This is a genomic window from Vibrio sp. 811 (assembly GCF_033339195.1).
On sequence record NZ_JAWOUB010000002.1, the window covers coordinates 148,512 to 163,298 of the forward strand.

Sequence of the window (14,787 nt, forward strand, 5' to 3'; positions counted from 1 at the left end):
TATATTCAACTAACTACATTGTCTCATTTGGTGTCATCTCACTCGACTTCGCCATGATGAACACAATTAGTAACGTTATATAACGATAATGGATTCATTTATCGCGGAGGATTTTCATGCGAAACTCGATTAAAAAGGTAATGGCATTGGTCGGTACATTAGCTGCGTCCACAGCCTTTGCTGCCGATAAGCCCAACATCCTTGTGTTCTGGGGTGACGATGTAGGTGTATACAACATTAGTGCGTATCACAATGGTATGATGGGAGGGAAGACTCCTAACATTGATAAAATCGCCAATGAAGGTGCCATTTTCACAGACGCTTACGCACAACAGAGTTGTACTGCCGGACGAGCCTCATTTATTCTGGGTCAACATCCGTTTCGTACCGGTCTATTGACTATTGGTATGCCCGGCGCAAAAGAGGGTATTCAATCGAAAGATCCTACTATCGCAGAGTTACTTAAAAATCACGGCTATGTGTCTGGTCAGTTTGGTAAAAACCACCTTGGTGATCAAGATGAGCACCTACCAACTAACCATGGGTTTGATGAGTTCTTTGGTAACCTATACCATTTAAACGCGGAAGAAGAGCCTGAGTCTGAGTTTTATCCAAAAGATCCAGAGTTTCGTAAAAAATTCGGACCTCGAGGCGTGTTGAAGGCGACTGCGGATGGCAAGATCGAGGACACAGGTCCCCTTACTCGTAAGCGTATGGAAAACGTAGACCGAGAGTTCATGGATGCTAGCTTGGCCTTTATGGAAAAAGCAGTAAAAGAAGACAAACCATTCTTTATTTGGCATAACTCAACCCGTATGCACGTCTGGACACATTTGAGTGAAGAATATCAAGGGAAGTCAGGTTACGGCTTATACGCCGATGGCATGATGGACCTAGATGATCAAGTAGGTGTCATGCTTGATAAACTTGAAGAGCTAGGCGTAGCAGATAACACCATTGTTGTTTTTAGTACCGATAATGGTGCTGAGAAATTTACCTGGCCAGATGGTGGTACTACACCGTTCAAGGGCGAAAAAGGTACGACTTGGGAAGGCGGATTCCGCGTTCCGATGATGGTACGCTGGCCTGGAAACATTAAACCAGGAACGGTTATCAACGATATCTTTTCACAAGAAGACTGGATGCCAACTCTACTCGCAGCTGTGGGCGAACCTGATGTGAAAGAAAAACTATTGAAGGGTCATAAAGCAGCGGGCAAAACCTTTAAAGCACATTTAGATGGCTACAACCAACTTGATCTGCTGACTGGTAAAGCTGATGAAGGCGCACGCAAAGAAATCTTTTACTTCGATGCTGGTGGTAATTTAAACGCCGTTCGTTATAAAGACTGGAAGATCCACTTCAGTGTTATGGAGGGTGCCATTAATGAGGCATACCGCAAAACACCTAGTTGGCCTTTGATTGTAAACCTTCGTATGGATCCATTTGAGGTCGGTCCAGATGCAGCACTTTACGTCAGACATTTTTACGCTGATCAAATGTGGATGTTCGTTCCTGCTCAAGCTATCGTGCGTAAGTTCCTAGAGACATTTAAGGAGTTCCCTGCAACGAAAGGTAGCTCGTTAAGTATTGAAAAAGTGGTAGAAACAATGACACAGCAACCTAGAAACTAGACCCTAGGTATCGAAGCTACTGTGGAATTAACTAAGGCCTCAATTGTGAGGCCTTTTATTTCGTTGCAATTGTTTGGTTGCAGCAAGTTATGGTCAAACAAAGATTATCATTTAGTGCTCTCTTTAAACACTTGATTCCAATCTTGTTTCATATCGACAAATAGCCAACCTTGCTCTTCACCTACTTTAAACGATTTATCTAACTTACCAACATGAGAATCTTTATCATACGCCCATTCGCGCTTGTCATCCGTGTGATGGATAATCGCAGAAAATCTTGGACCTGAACCTGCTTTCGTCCACTCTAACATCTGTAAATCACCATCAGAATTACCAAACGCCATTACCGGACGTTTGCCAATGAAGTTTTGGATCGTCACAGGCTTTACTGCTTTGTCATTGACAAAGTCTATTTCCGGCATACGTTGGATGGTAGGTTTTCCATCAACACTTTGATATTCCGCCTTTAACGTCGTTCCCACGATGTTTTGCGTTGGAATGCCGTATACTTCCGGCGCCCAAACGCGCATAAATTCAATTCCGCCTCCAGAAACGATGTAGGTCTGATAGTCGTTCGCTCTTAAATAGTCGAGCAGTTCGAGCATAGGTTGATATACCATTTCAGTGTATGGTCTACCCGTTGTTGGATGGACAGCCGTTTTCAACCATTCCTTAACTTCTTGATGAAACTGTTCAGTAGACATTCCAGAATGGGTTGCCATAACAAGCTTCATTACACCTTCGAGTCCTTGTTTACCAATCCCCTCCATGTCACCTTTTAATGCGGAAGCAAAGGGTTCGGTTGTCTTCCAATCAGGATGCTCAGAGGCCATTTCTTTTACTCTATCGATCGCAAAAAACAACTGTAGATAAACAGGCTTTTCTGCCCAAAGTGTTCCATCATTATCAAACGTCGCGATTCGTTGGCTTTCAGGCACATAGGAATCCGAACCTTGGGTCGTTGTTTTCGTAACAAACGCCATAATAGCTTGCTTAGCGTCAGTGTTGTTCCATGACGGAAGTGGATCTTGCATATCAGCAGCAACAGCGTAACTAGACAGAGCAAAACCTGTTGCTAAGACAATCGCCTTTAACTTTATAGCCATCTTAATTCCTTATATTGAGGTGCTAGGTGCGAATCCAATCAAAAGTATAGTTCAATTGAAACAGGCGCATATTGAACTGAAATATGCAACGGCCACCAAAAAGTGACAATGTCACCAATCTAGTCCACTATTTTATTAAAATAGGAACATGGAATTTACCGATTAGAGTTTAAATTCATTGGCTTCAACTGATGTAGAGGCACTTTTACGTCCCTTTTTCTGATTGAGCTCTTCAATAACATAGTCGGGAGCGACCTTCGTTAGCTCTGTTAAACAGTCATCCGTTTTAGGGTTGCCGTATCTGACATAGATGTCACACACGGCATACAATTGTTCTGGAGCACCGGATATCAAATACGCTTGCTCAAAAGCGTTGACAGACTTCTTCAAGTCTAACTCTTCTTGCAGAACACCATTTAAATACCAAAAGTAACTGTTCGTCTTTGCCATCGTCGCAGCTTTGTCTATTTCAAACGCCGCTTCTTTCTTTTTGTCTAATCTAACCAAAGCGAGAGATTTAGAATAATGCAGCGAGGCATCTTCTGAATTTAGCTTGATACCCTCGTCAAGCACTTTGATAGCTTTTTGGTCTAGCTGTTGCGCTCGGAAGTTGTCTGCATAGCTTAACCAAACTTGAGGGTTGTTTGGCTCAAGCTTAGTTAACTCTGGGTATATCAGCGCCGCTTTATCCCAATCACGATGCCAACGGTAAACGTCTGCAAGTAATAACTTGGAAACATTATCGTTCTTACTGGACAAGTGTGCTGTCAGCTCTGAAACAGGCCCTTCAAGTGACTGCTGTTGCTCCGAACTCAAATTGGCGTAATCTCGAACGAGGTTAATCGCTGCTGTAATTCGCACCATGGCGGCGTCATCACTCAATAATGGTGAAATCAAACGCCAACGGTGCTCAATCATATATGGCTGTGCTCCCACGATCGCAGCTTCGCGAATACCTCCATCTTCATCCTGCAACCCACGCGCAACTGCAACCAATGCATTTTGGCTTGGATAGTTGGCTAACTCACGTAAAGCATCAATACGTTTTTCTGAAGACAACTTTTTATTTTGCGCATCATAAGACAGCTTTTCGACTCGTTGCGCCGGTGTCATTTGAGCTTCTTGTGGAGTGACAACCGTTGTCGGCGATACCTGGTCTGGGTCTAGCAATGTTGTTTCTTGTGCCACTGCTGTTTGACTCGCAGCAATGCCGATCGAGATCACGAGTAATGATTTAGAGAGCAGCTTAATTTTTTGCATTCAATAACCTATATTCTTTCATTTCCGGGCCTGTAGCAGGCGTAGTGACTATCTTAAAACTTCGTTTCAAACACAGTCTGTGTTTGAGTAGCTTGCTGGCGTAGAATCTGGTCACTGTATTTACCGTGAACCACTGGGTTACCTGTCGCTCGTAAGATGTACGCCATCGACTGATCAGCATGGGTAAAAAACTTCTTCCAACCCGCGCAGAGATAATTAAGACCAGGCTCACCTTGCCTAGTACGGATAAAACGGTTTTTGGGACATTCTCCAAAACATGCAAATTGATAATCACATTGAAGGCACTGTTGGGGCAGCGTACGACTTTTAGCAAACCCAAATTTCTGCTGTTCAGAGCTATAAGCGAGCGTATCGAGCTTTTCGTGATGAATGTTTCCAACCTTATATTCTGGGTACACGTAATGATCACACGCAAACACATCACCATTAGGCTCCATTGCTAAGCCTTTCCCGCAGATTTCACCTAAAGTACACAGTGGGTTTTTTCTGCCCATCCAGGTTTCGATACTGGCTTCAAAGTACTGCACAAACACGTTGCCGATATCGTGTAAAACCCATTCATTGAAAATCGCGATCAGAAAATTTCCCCATGCTTCATCCGCAACGCAAAAAGGCTCAACAACGGCATCTTTATGACCTGGGATCAACCGTTTATCTCCTTGCTTTAGTTGCTCGTTTGGCTCCCAAGTTTGAGGGGCGGTTGTTCTGAATGTTTTCTGCTCAACTATTGGAATAAACTGCATTTGAGGGGAGCGTACTTCATCTCGCAAGAATCGGTACACTTCAAGTGGGTTACGGCCGGTCAAGTTGTTAACACAAGTGAGCGTAGCAAACTTTACTTCGTGCTTATGTAATAATTCAACCGCATTCATAACTTGCCGGAATGTGCCTCTACCAGCTCGGTTTGTTCGGTAAGCGTTGTGCATCATTTCTGGGCCATCAATGCTTAAACCGACGAGAAAGTTGTTCGCCTTTAAAAACTCACACCATTCATCGTTAAGCAGTGTGCCATTAGTCTGGAGATCATTGGAGATCGTAATGCCATCGGGACGGTATTTATTCTGTAGCTCAACAATTGTCTTGAAATAATCCAAACCTAGCATTGTCGGCTCACCACCCTGCCAAGAGAAAATGATTTCAGGTGTATTTTGTCCCGCTATATATTGACGGATATAGGTCTCGAGCGTTTCCTCATCCATGACTGGTGAGCAGCCTGGCTTGTACTCAAGTAAATCTTGTTTGCTTAGGTAGTAACAATAGGTGCAATCGATATTGCACACTGCACCGATAGGTTTCGCCATGACATGTAATCGCTTGGATGCTTTTCCATTGAACTGCGGACCTTGAGTTATGTGCATTCATCACCTTCTTAGTTGCTAGCCTGCGCCCAACGGCGTTAAGACTAATCATTAAGTTAATCGCCTAGTGTGATGATAATGTTCAATTATTCGTGGCGCTTGTTATAGTGTGTATAACTGTTTTTCATAGACTTGCCTGATAAAATTTTTTGATCATAAATGTTGATGGAGCTCCCCTATGAAGCATTCCAAAAGTAATACTCTTTACCTTGGTGCCACTATTTCGATTTCGCTAATTATCACTGGGTGTGCAACAACACAACCTAGCCCTCTTGCTCAAAAAATCGATCAAGATATGGTTCTTATTGAAGGTGGACAATTTATGATGGGCTCGGATAATCCATCAGCAAATAAATCCGAGCGCCCGGCTCGCACCGTTCGCGTGGAAGATTTCTATTTGGCAAAATTTGAGGTAACCCAAGAGTTATTCGAATCGGTTACAGGCTCTTCTCTGAGTTATTTTAGAAACCCAAATACGCCCGTGAATAACATTAGCTGGCAACAAGCCAATTATTTTATAAAGAAATTGAATGAAAAAACGGGAGAGCACTATCGTTTACCCACAGAAGCAGAATGGGAGTTTGCAGCGAAAGGGGGGAATCTAAGTCAAGGATTCACTTACGCGGGGTCTGATGATATTAACGACGTTGCCTGGTATGCCAGTAACTCAAACAATAAGGCACACAAGGTAGGTCAGAAAAAACCGAATGAGCTTGGCTTATACGATATGACGGGTAATGTTGGTGAGTTTGTTATTGATGCGTTTGATGAAGGCTATTACAAATCAGCACCAAGTGATAATCCGGTAAACGCAAAAGATGAAAAAGAAAGCCTTGCACACAAGTCTGTACGAGGTGGTAGCTTTGCCTATGATGCTGACGAATCCGAAAACTATCGTCGCGATTTTGCTAGCCAGTCAGTCATCATGTCCGACATGGGGCTGAGATTAGCGAAAGACGCTGATTAAACTAAGCAAGAAAAAAGTGGAGCGATAAAAGCTCCACTTTTGGTAATTAGCTCCTATTGACCCCGACAATAGAGGCTTTAAGCTGATCAATAGCTTGTTTAGGTGCATAGTGACTAAGCTCTTGTATGCACCTATCGAAAGCAAAAGCGACAGCACCTTTTTTATGATTTCTCGCTAGAACCTCGCATTGAGCATACAAGTGCTGTGGATTGCCACCGACTTCAAATGCTGTTTGCAACGCTTTACTGGCTTCTAGAACATCGCTTTTTTCTAGGGCTAGACCGTACACGTACCAATAATGAGCATTAGTTTCACCAATTTCTGCGGCGCGTCTAAGTAGCTTTTTCGCATCATCAGCTTTGCCTTGACGCAACAAAGAAAGACCTGCGCTGTATGGTAACGTGCTGGATTTAGGTTGAGCTTTCATCCCTTGTTGTAGCACCGTGAGCGCAGCTTCTTCTTTACCTAGGTGACGATACAAATCTGCTAGGTTAACGTAGCTATTTTCGAAATAGGGTTCGATGCTGATCGCTTGTTTATACAGCTCGGCCGCTTTGTCGATTTCACCTAAGCTGCGGTACACATTCGCCAAATTGGTTCTTCCGAAGCCACGATCGGCATTAAACCCTTGAATTTCCATGTACTCTTCTAAAGGCGATTTAATGATATCTTTTTGTAAAGGGGTCATTTGTGCGTAGTTCGCTACCAGCACCGAGGCAGCTTCCGCTCTCACTGAAAGCACCGGGTCACCAAGCAATGGCTCTAGAATCCGCCACCGATCATGAAATTCATAACCAGACGAGCCTGAAATTGCCCCTAATCGAACCATTTCATTCTCATTCTTAACGGCCCTAGCCAAAGATACTGTTGTATTTTGGTCAGTATTGCCCCCCATTCTCTCCAGGGCTGAAGCACGAATAATGTCTTTTAACGACGAATCCTGAGCAGAGTATGCCAACGCATTTGCTGCTCCTTGATGACCAATTGAATCCGCATAAAATGCGACAGCAAAATGTTGCTGATTACGATACTTCGAATTCGGGTACCATTCTGCTATCTGTTCATCGGCCCATTGATTGCTTTTATCTTCATGGCATGACATGCAAACATTGGGCGTTCCAATATGTTTGCTCAAATCCGGTCGTGGAATATGCCAACTGTGGTCTCTACGAGGATCGACTTGCATGTAAGTCGTTTCTGGCATGTGACAAGTCGTACATTGCGATGCTTCAGATCCAGCCTTATGAAAGGTATGCTTTTCAGGTGTATATTCCGATGCAATATGGCATTGCGAACATACTGCTTCTTCTGGTATCGTTAACTCTGCCGTGTGTGGATCATGACAATTAGTGCACGTGACCCCCTTCTCCGCCATTTCAGATTGAAGAAACGAACCATAAACATAATCTTCGTCGTAAATCTGTCCATCATGATAGTAGAGTTCAGGTGTTATAAGACTTAAGCGATATTTATCAAAAAAAGAACCTTTAACATGATCACCTGTTTCATTTAACTGGGTTCGGCGACTATGGCATTGAGCGCATGTTTGCACTTGATTGGTTGCTTCAATTGATTTCGGCTGTAACGTACTATGGCCTTCCTCAAACACCCAATCCGACACTGCTTTAGACAAATTTCGATCAAAGCCATAATGGCTGTCATGCTCAAAAGAAGTGCCAGCATTTTTGTATTTCTTGGCCAGTTCTATGTGCTGACTAGCGGGACCATGGCATGCTTCGCATCCCACATTAATCTCTGACCATGAGCTGTTGTAAGTGTTTTTGTCAGCGTCGTAATTCTTCTTTAGGTTCGTTGAATGGCAATCAGCACACATGAAGTTCCAATTTTGCCCGGTATTGGTCCAATAGAATTCATCCGTTGTTGTCGTTTCTGGATAAAGATGAAACCAACGCTGTCCCCCTTCAACTTTAGCTCTTGTGTCCCAAGCAAAAGGAATAAGCTGCACGCGGCCATCTTCAAACTCGACCATGTACTGCTGTAGTGGCTCCCAGCCAAATGTATAGCTGATCTTATAGTCATGCCATTGCCCGTCAGAGCCTTGAATGTTGACCCAATATTCGCCGCCTTTTTTAAAGAAACGATTAGGCATTCCTTTGTGCGTTACAACATGGTTATCAAAATCACCACGTACAGAGGTTGTACTTGCATGCTTCATGGCCATATCGTGATGTGACCCTTTCCAAGCCTCCACCTCGTTTTGGTGGCACTCTGCACAAGCTTGTGTGCCAGCATATTCTGGATTTAAGCCTGAAGGAATATTTGGTTTCTCTGTGAATAACTCTTGAGAAAAAGCCATAAAACTGACAACAACGTTGACCAGCAATAAAATGCGAAACCGGCCTGCCCACTGACTCATAGATATCCTTATATTTATAATGTACAACCTAAATCAATATAGACACTAAATCACTGGTTATACAAATAATTACAAGCAATACATAACGACTTTAGTATTGCTTTAGGACCGTAAAACAAGCGAGCATCTTATTGTTTTTCATTTCCATCCCCTCTTCTACTACGCAATAAAAATAAGGCTCTTCAGTGATCTAAATCTACTTTACGAATCTCTACAAACTAACAGGACAATCCTATTTCTTCTTAATTAACAAATAGTTACCACCTAGTAATAACTTATGGTTATATCGAGTATAAGAGGATTTTTCTATATACATCATTAACTTATGCAGCAACTAAGCATAAGGCTCACTTGTGCTTATCTTTACTCTCAACAATCTGGAGTTTTTATGGCAAATCAATTGAGCAAAATCGCTGTAGGCGCAGGACTGTTAGCGGCGTCCAGTGCTGCTATGGCAGCCGACAAACCGAATATTCTGGCAATTTTTGGTGACGATATCGGCTACTGGAATATCAGCGCATACAACCAAGGTATGATGAGTTACAAAACGCCAAACATCGACCGTATCGCGAATGAAGGTGCGTTGTTCACAGATCACTACGGACAACAGTCTTGTACTGCTGGTCGCGCGGCCTTTATTACGGGTGAAGAGCCATTTCGTACGGGTTTGTTAACAATTGGTATGCCAGGCTCTGACCACGGCATACCTGATTGGGCGCCAACCATTGCAGATCTGTTAAAAGAACAAGGTTACATGACGGGTCAATTTGGTAAAAACCACTTAGGTGACCAAGATAAGCACTTACCGACCAAACACGGCTTTGACGAATTCTTCGGTAACTTATATCACCTAAACGCAGAAGAAGAGCCTGAAACTTATTACTACCCTAAAGACCCAGAGTTTCGTAAAAACTATGGCCCTCGTGGTGTCATTAAGTCTTATGCCGACGGTAAGATTGAAGACACTGGCCCGATGACACGAAAACGTATGGAGCACGCAGATGAAGAGTTCCTAGAGAGCTCTTTGGCATTTATGGAAAAAGCAGTTAAGGCGGATAAACCCTTCTTTATTTGGCATAACGCCACTCGTATGCACGTTTGGACTCGCTTGCAGGAAAAATACCAAGGTAAATCAGGTGTAAGCATTTATGCCGATGGTATGCTGGAACATGATGATCATGTAGGTGTTTTACTCGACAAGCTGGATGAGCTAGGTGTTGCAGACAACACTATCGTTATCTACTCAACGGACAACGGCGCAGAAACCATGACTTGGCCAGATGGTGGCGCAACACCATTCCATGGTGAAAAAGGTACAACTTGGGAAGGCGGTATGCGTGTTCCTCAACTGGTTCGTTGGCCAGGCGTAATTAAGCCAGGAACCAAGATCAATGAAATGATGGCACACCAAGACTGGTTGCCTACATTATTGGCAGCTGCTGGCGTACCTGATGTAAAAGAAAAACTGGCAGAAGGCTACAAAGCAAATGGCAAAGAGTGGCGTGTACATTTAGATGGTTATAACTTCATGCCATACTTTGAAGGTAAGGAAGAAAAAGGCCCTCGTGAGTCGCTGCTTTACTTTACGTCTAATGGTGAATTAAACGCTGTCCGCTGGAATGACTGGAAACTTCACTTTGCAACGCTTGAAGGGAACCTAAGTAACGCAGTTCGTTTTGCTCCGAACTGGCCTAAAATCATCCACCTACGCGCTGACCCATTCGAAAAAGGCCCAAGCGAATCACAAATGTACTTGCGTTGGATGGCTGACAACATGTGGCTATTTGTACCTGTTCAAGACGTTGTGGGAGAGTTCTTTAAAACACTTCCAGAATACCCAATGCAACGTGGCACAGCGATGAACCCTGCTTCACTAAACTACGACTCTCTAAAAATGCAAGAGAAGCTGCAGCAACTAGACAAAGTTGAACAAGAAATCAGCAAGTTTAAGTAAACTAAGTTAACGTTAGTTAATCAGTAACATTAAGCCAGCAGACCATTCTGCTGGCTTATGTGTATCGCCAAATAGGAACTTACTTAAATCGTCTGTTTAGACTATGCAAAAGTACAAACTGAAAAACAAAAAAGGAGAGCTAACCTGCTCTCCTTTGTATTTTAACCGTGGATAAACTAAGCCACATTAACCGATTTAGCTAAACTGCTACTTTGGAAAAACTCATCATGCAATGCGCAAATCGCGTGCTGGTATTCCTTATCACCGACAACAAATTGAACATTTACATTTCTCAATGATGAGTGCAGTGCAACTGGCGTAACGCCATTATTCATCAATGCAAGCACACCTTTCGCCAACGTCTTGTTGGTATCAATTTGAGAACCGATGGCTGAGATAAGCGCGACCATACGACCTTTAATCGAGGCATTCGGATAACGTTTCTCGGCTTTATACAATACTTTGTTTAAGCTATCTGTACTGCCACCTAGATAGTAAGTAATAGAGTTAGCGTTCATCTCTTTACCAACCAAACTTACACGAGCATCGGAGATGATTTCCATCAATTCGTAACTAACGTTATCGGCTTTTCCTACCATTGCTTGGTCAAACAAATGCAGTGCAAATACTTTCTCTTTACCTGCGATGATCTCGACTTTGTCTTCTTCTGGGCGGTAGCTTGAAGAGATCAAAGTACCTTCGTGTTCAGGTTCGAATGTATTTTTAATCTGTAGCTCAATACCACTTTCACGCAAACCCGCAGCGGCATTTGGGTGAATCGCTTCCATGCCAAGGTTGGCAAGTTGGTCTGCTACGTCATAGTTTGTACTACCAATTGGTAATACTTTTTCAGGGCCAACAACGCGTGGGTCCGCTGAGCTCAAGTGGTACTCTTTGTGAATTACTGCTAAATCCGCTTTTGTTATTGCTGCAATTCGGCTAAATGTCATCTCACTATAACCTCGGTCATAAGTGTGCATTAGGCCCTCTTTACAGTAAGCATAACCTGTCACGATTGGCAGTTCTTTTGATACATCGATATCAGCAAACGCGTCACTGATCGACTCATCAAGGCTTCTTGGCGCTTGATTATCCCAACCAGACAGGTCAACGAACTTAGCGTTAATACCCATATTTTTTAGTTTTAGTGCTGTGTTGTAAGCACTATGTGCCTCACCGATAGACGAGAGAAACTCTCGAATTTGAGGCAAGTACTGGCGCAACGAAAATTGACCGTACTGACAGGTTTCTAAAATATTCGCGATACAGTTTTTCGCTTCAGCAATGCGGGAGCGAATGAATTTATCCGCACGGATACGATTCATTGGGTCCGCAAAAATATTTTCATTGGTCAGCAACATACGGCTTTCAACGTACGCTAACGCTTCTTCCCATTTGTCGTCGCGTTTCGCGATAAGCTGATAAACGCCTGGTTTACTGGTTTTTTTACACTCAAGCAGCGCATCGGTCATACCACCGTATGCAGATACGACAAAAATACGATTGTATGGCGTTTTGGGACGAAGAATAATATTGTCGAGAACAGCATCAAATGCTGTCATTGATGTACCGCCGATTTTTTCTACGGTAAATGTCATGATAAGCCTTTTTTGATTGGTAACTTTAAAAAGAAAAAAGAAGAGATAGTAAAGTGTGGGGTGGCAAAGCACCCCACCATCATCTTTTAGTCAACGAGAGGATAAACACCGTTTTCATCGTGCACTTCAGCGCCAGTAATCGGTGGGTTAAACACACACGCCATTACCATTTCTTTATTCTTATAAGCTCTCAAGTAGTGCTCATCGTGTTTATCAAGGATGTATAATGTACCTGGTTTGATTGGGTACGTTTCTCCACCTACAACTTCAATCTCACCTTCACCACTCATACAAAACACCGATTCAAGGTGGTTTTGATAGTGAATATGAGTTTCTGTATCTTCATAAATCGTTGTGATGTGGAAAGAGAACCCCATGTTGTCGTCTTTCAACAACATGCGGACACTTTCCCAGTTATCTGAAACAACACGTCGTTCGCTGTTGCGGCATTCATCTAGAGTTCTGACGATCATAATTAAAATCCTTATTAAGATGCTTGTTTGAAATGTTTCGCAGCGATAGTCTCTACTGCATTTTCAAAGATGCTTAGTCCTTGATCTAGCTCTGATTCGCTGATGGTTAGTGGACAGAAGAACTTCACAACTTCATCGTCTGGACCCGCTGTCTCTATCACCATTCCATTCTCGAAACAGTTTTTCGCAATTTCAGATGCCATGTCACCATTGATACATTCAATACCAACCATCATGCCGCGGCCTTTTTTCTGCACAAACATTTGTGGAAAGCGACGAACACAACGGTCAATAACAGCACTTACCTTGTCTGAACACTGCTTGATGTGTGTTTCAAAATCATCGTTTGCCCAGTAAATTTCTAGTGCTTTTGCAGCAGTAATAAAGGCGTGATTATTGCCACGGAACGTACCGTTATGCTCGCCTGGCTTCCACTGGTCAAGCTCAGGCTTAAGTAATACGACAGCCATCGGCAAACCGTAACCACCGATCGACTTCGATAGCGTCACGATATCCGGTTGGATACCAGACGGCTCGAAACTAAAGAAAGTACCGGTACGTCCGCAACCTGCTTGAATGTCATCGACAATCACAAGAATGTCATTGGCTTTACAGATTTTGCTCAAACGTTGTAACCACTCGTTTGAAGCAGCATTTAAACCACCTTCACCCTGCACAGTTTCAAGAAGTACAGCGGCTGGTTTATCCATACCTGCAGAGTTATCATTTAGCATGGTTTCGAACAGCGCGAGACCATCTACGCCAGCGTAACCTTCAAATGGAATACGAGTGACGTTACTTAGACTAGAACCGTTACCTTGTCTGTGATGCTGGTTACCCGTTGCAGCCAGTGCGCCAGCAGTACAACCATGGAAACCGTTAGTAAACGCAACGACGCTGTCGCGGCCTTTTACTTTTTTAGCCAGCTTCAATGCCGCCTCAACAGCGTTAGTGCCTGTTGGGCCCGTAAACTGAACCTTGTAATCCAAGTTTCTTGGTTTAAGGATGTAAGTATCCAACGCTTCCAGAAACGATGCTTTCGCTTCTGAGTGCATATCCAAACCGTGAGTAATACCGTCCATTTCAATGTACTCAAGCAACGCTTGTTTTAGTACTGGATTGTTATGGCCATAATTTAGAGATCCCGCTCCAGCAAGGAAGTCTAAGTATCGTTCACCTTGTTCTGTTTCTAGCCAGCAGCCTTTCGCTTTACGAAAAACGACCGGGAAATTGTTTGAATATGAGCGTACGTTGGATTCCTGCTTTTTGAAAATATCCATGATGAGACCGTTTTTAATTCCTATTGTTTGAGGATTATTTGAGAGGAATGCGATACAAATATTCTGTATCGTGTTTGCCTTTAAAGTGGGCTTCTTCATCCAAAAATGTGCTTACTTGGCCAGAATTGCCGTTCATCGCATCTAACTTTTTGAACAGTGCCCAAGAGGCTTTATTATCTTCCGTGATGGTAGTTTCTACCGATTTAACACCGCCTAATTCCTCTCGGGTGAGAAGTTCTTTCAACATGCGGAATGCTAAACCATGACCTCTAAAGCGAGGTGAGACTGCAACTTGCCAGACAAATAAAACGTCTTGCTCGTCTGGTTTCTGATAACCGGAAATGAAACCTGCGATTTCGCCTTTTTGCTCAACCAAAATACTGGTTTTGCTGAAATGCGTAGACTGTAGGAAATTGCAATAAGATGAGTTCATGTCCAATGGAGGACAGTCTGCAATCAAGCTGTAAATGTCGTCACCATCAGAGATTTTAGGTTCACGAAAAATCCATTTTTTACTTGAGTCTTCTCCAATCTCTGGATAAAGGACCCAAGGTGCTGATGTGATCATGTGAAAATACATATCCTTTGAGGTCTAATTAAATTTCCTTTTTATTATGGGCATCCCTCGCGACTAAAAATCAAATAATCCGCCTTTTTATCGGTATTTTTGTGATATAGATCACAAAAACAAACCTATTAACCAAAAGTTAAAATAGTTCGAGGTCTAATTTATTAAATAGTCACCTAAATGCGCAGTAC

General features: G+C 43.0%; 11 protein-coding genes. 3 read left to right on the forward strand and 8 right to left on the reverse strand.

Going from position 1 to position 14,787, the window contains the following annotated elements; all coding sequences use genetic code 11:
- The first annotated feature begins 116 nt into the window (after positions 1-116).
- Positions 117-1,634, forward strand: coding sequence for an arylsulfatase (locus R7Q46_RS04410; protein ID WP_033905220.1), 1,518 nt, complete (start codon positions 117-119; stop codon positions 1,632-1,634).
- Positions 1,635-1,741: 107 nt separating this feature from the next.
- Here the strand turns inward: R7Q46_RS04410 and R7Q46_RS04415 are convergent, their stop codons facing one another.
- The 3 genes from R7Q46_RS04415 to R7Q46_RS04425 all read right to left on the reverse strand — a co-directional run bounded on the left by R7Q46_RS04415 (position 1,742) and on the right by R7Q46_RS04425 (position 5,379).
- Positions 1,742-2,740 (reverse strand): HAD family hydrolase, encoded by a 999-nt coding sequence (locus R7Q46_RS04415; protein ID WP_033905219.1) that lies wholly within the window; start codon positions 2,738-2,740, stop codon positions 1,742-1,744.
- 162 nt (positions 2,741-2,902) lie between these two features.
- On the reverse strand, positions 2,903-4,000 hold the full coding sequence (locus tag R7Q46_RS04420; protein ID WP_318077327.1) for a hypothetical protein: 1,098 nt from the start codon (positions 3,998-4,000) through the stop codon (positions 2,903-2,905).
- Positions 4,001-4,053: 53 nt separating this feature from the next.
- Positions 4,054-5,379 (reverse strand): anaerobic sulfatase maturase, encoded by a 1,326-nt coding sequence (locus R7Q46_RS04425; protein ID WP_318077328.1) that lies wholly within the window; start codon positions 5,377-5,379, stop codon positions 4,054-4,056.
- A gap of 178 nt (positions 5,380-5,557) precedes the next feature.
- Between R7Q46_RS04425 and R7Q46_RS04430 the strand changes: the two genes are divergently transcribed.
- A complete protein-coding gene (locus R7Q46_RS04430; RefSeq protein ID WP_171345374.1) occupies positions 5,558-6,346 on the forward strand; it encodes a formylglycine-generating enzyme family protein in 789 nt (262 codons plus the stop codon).
- Between the two features lie 46 nt (positions 6,347-6,392).
- On the opposite strand, the gene R7Q46_RS04435 is transcribed toward R7Q46_RS04430, so the two are convergent.
- A complete protein-coding gene (locus R7Q46_RS04435) occupies positions 6,393-8,723 on the reverse strand; it encodes a tetratricopeptide repeat protein (RefSeq protein ID WP_318077329.1) in 2,331 nt (776 codons plus the stop codon).
- Between the two features lie 388 nt (positions 8,724-9,111).
- Here R7Q46_RS04435 and R7Q46_RS04440 point away from each other — a divergent pair, with 388 nt between their 5' ends.
- The gene (locus tag R7Q46_RS04440) at positions 9,112-10,677 is read left to right on the forward strand and encodes an arylsulfatase (RefSeq protein WP_005377767.1); all 1,566 of its coding nucleotides are present in this window, start codon (positions 9,112-9,114) and stop codon (positions 10,675-10,677) included.
- A 176-nt stretch (positions 10,678-10,853) separates the two neighbouring features.
- On the opposite strand, the gene R7Q46_RS04445 is transcribed toward R7Q46_RS04440, so the two are convergent.
- The 4 genes from R7Q46_RS04445 to ectA form a co-directional block, all read right to left on the reverse strand.
- A complete protein-coding gene (locus tag R7Q46_RS04445) occupies positions 10,854-12,275 on the reverse strand; it encodes an aspartate kinase (RefSeq protein WP_005377768.1) in 1,422 nt (473 codons plus the stop codon).
- An 86-nt stretch (positions 12,276-12,361) separates the two neighbouring features.
- Positions 12,362-12,748, reverse strand: a complete 387-nt coding sequence (locus R7Q46_RS04450) for an ectoine synthase (RefSeq protein WP_005377769.1) — start codon at positions 12,746-12,748, stop codon at positions 12,362-12,364.
- Between the two features lie 14 nt (positions 12,749-12,762).
- A complete protein-coding gene (ectB, locus tag R7Q46_RS04455) occupies positions 12,763-14,028 on the reverse strand; it encodes a diaminobutyrate--2-oxoglutarate transaminase (protein ID WP_017820939.1) in 1,266 nt (421 codons plus the stop codon).
- 34 nt (positions 14,029-14,062) lie between these two features.
- The gene (ectA, locus tag R7Q46_RS04460; protein WP_005393379.1) at positions 14,063-14,596 is read right to left on the reverse strand and encodes a diaminobutyrate acetyltransferase; all 534 of its coding nucleotides are present in this window, start codon (positions 14,594-14,596) and stop codon (positions 14,063-14,065) included.
- Positions 14,597-14,787 lie beyond the last annotated feature (191 nt).

Excerpts from the sequence above, each read along its gene's own strand:
- R7Q46_RS04415 (WP_033905219.1), bottom strand. The coding sequence starts at position 2,740 with ATGGCTATAAAGTTAAAGGCGATTGTCTTAGCAACAGGTTTTGCTCTG.
- R7Q46_RS04425 (WP_318077328.1), bottom strand. The coding sequence starts at position 5,379 with ATGCACATAACTCAAGGTCCGCAGTTCAATGGAAAAGCATCCAAGCGA.
- R7Q46_RS04440 (WP_005377767.1), top strand. The coding sequence starts at position 9,112 with ATGGCAAATCAATTGAGCAAAATCGCTGTAGGCGCAGGACTGTTAGCG.
- R7Q46_RS04430 (WP_171345374.1), top strand. The coding sequence starts at position 5,558 with ATGAAGCATTCCAAAAGTAATACTCTTTACCTTGGTGCCACTATTTCG.
- ectB (WP_017820939.1), bottom strand. The coding sequence starts at position 14,028 with ATGGATATTTTCAAAAAGCAGGAATCCAACGTACGCTCATATTCAAAC.
- R7Q46_RS04450 (WP_005377769.1), bottom strand. The coding sequence starts at position 12,748 with ATGATCGTCAGAACTCTAGATGAATGCCGCAACAGCGAACGACGTGTT.
- R7Q46_RS04410 (WP_033905220.1), top strand. The coding sequence starts at position 117 with ATGCGAAACTCGATTAAAAAGGTAATGGCATTGGTCGGTACATTAGCT.
- ectA (WP_005393379.1), bottom strand. The coding sequence starts at position 14,596 with ATGATCACATCAGCACCTTGGGTCCTTTATCCAGAGATTGGAGAAGAC.
- R7Q46_RS04445 (WP_005377768.1), bottom strand. The coding sequence starts at position 12,275 with ATGACATTTACCGTAGAAAAAATCGGCGGTACATCAATGACAGCATTT.
- R7Q46_RS04435 (WP_318077329.1), bottom strand. The coding sequence starts at position 8,723 with ATGAGTCAGTGGGCAGGCCGGTTTCGCATTTTATTGCTGGTCAACGTT.
- R7Q46_RS04420 (WP_318077327.1), bottom strand. The coding sequence starts at position 4,000 with ATGCAAAAAATTAAGCTGCTCTCTAAATCATTACTCGTGATCTCGATC.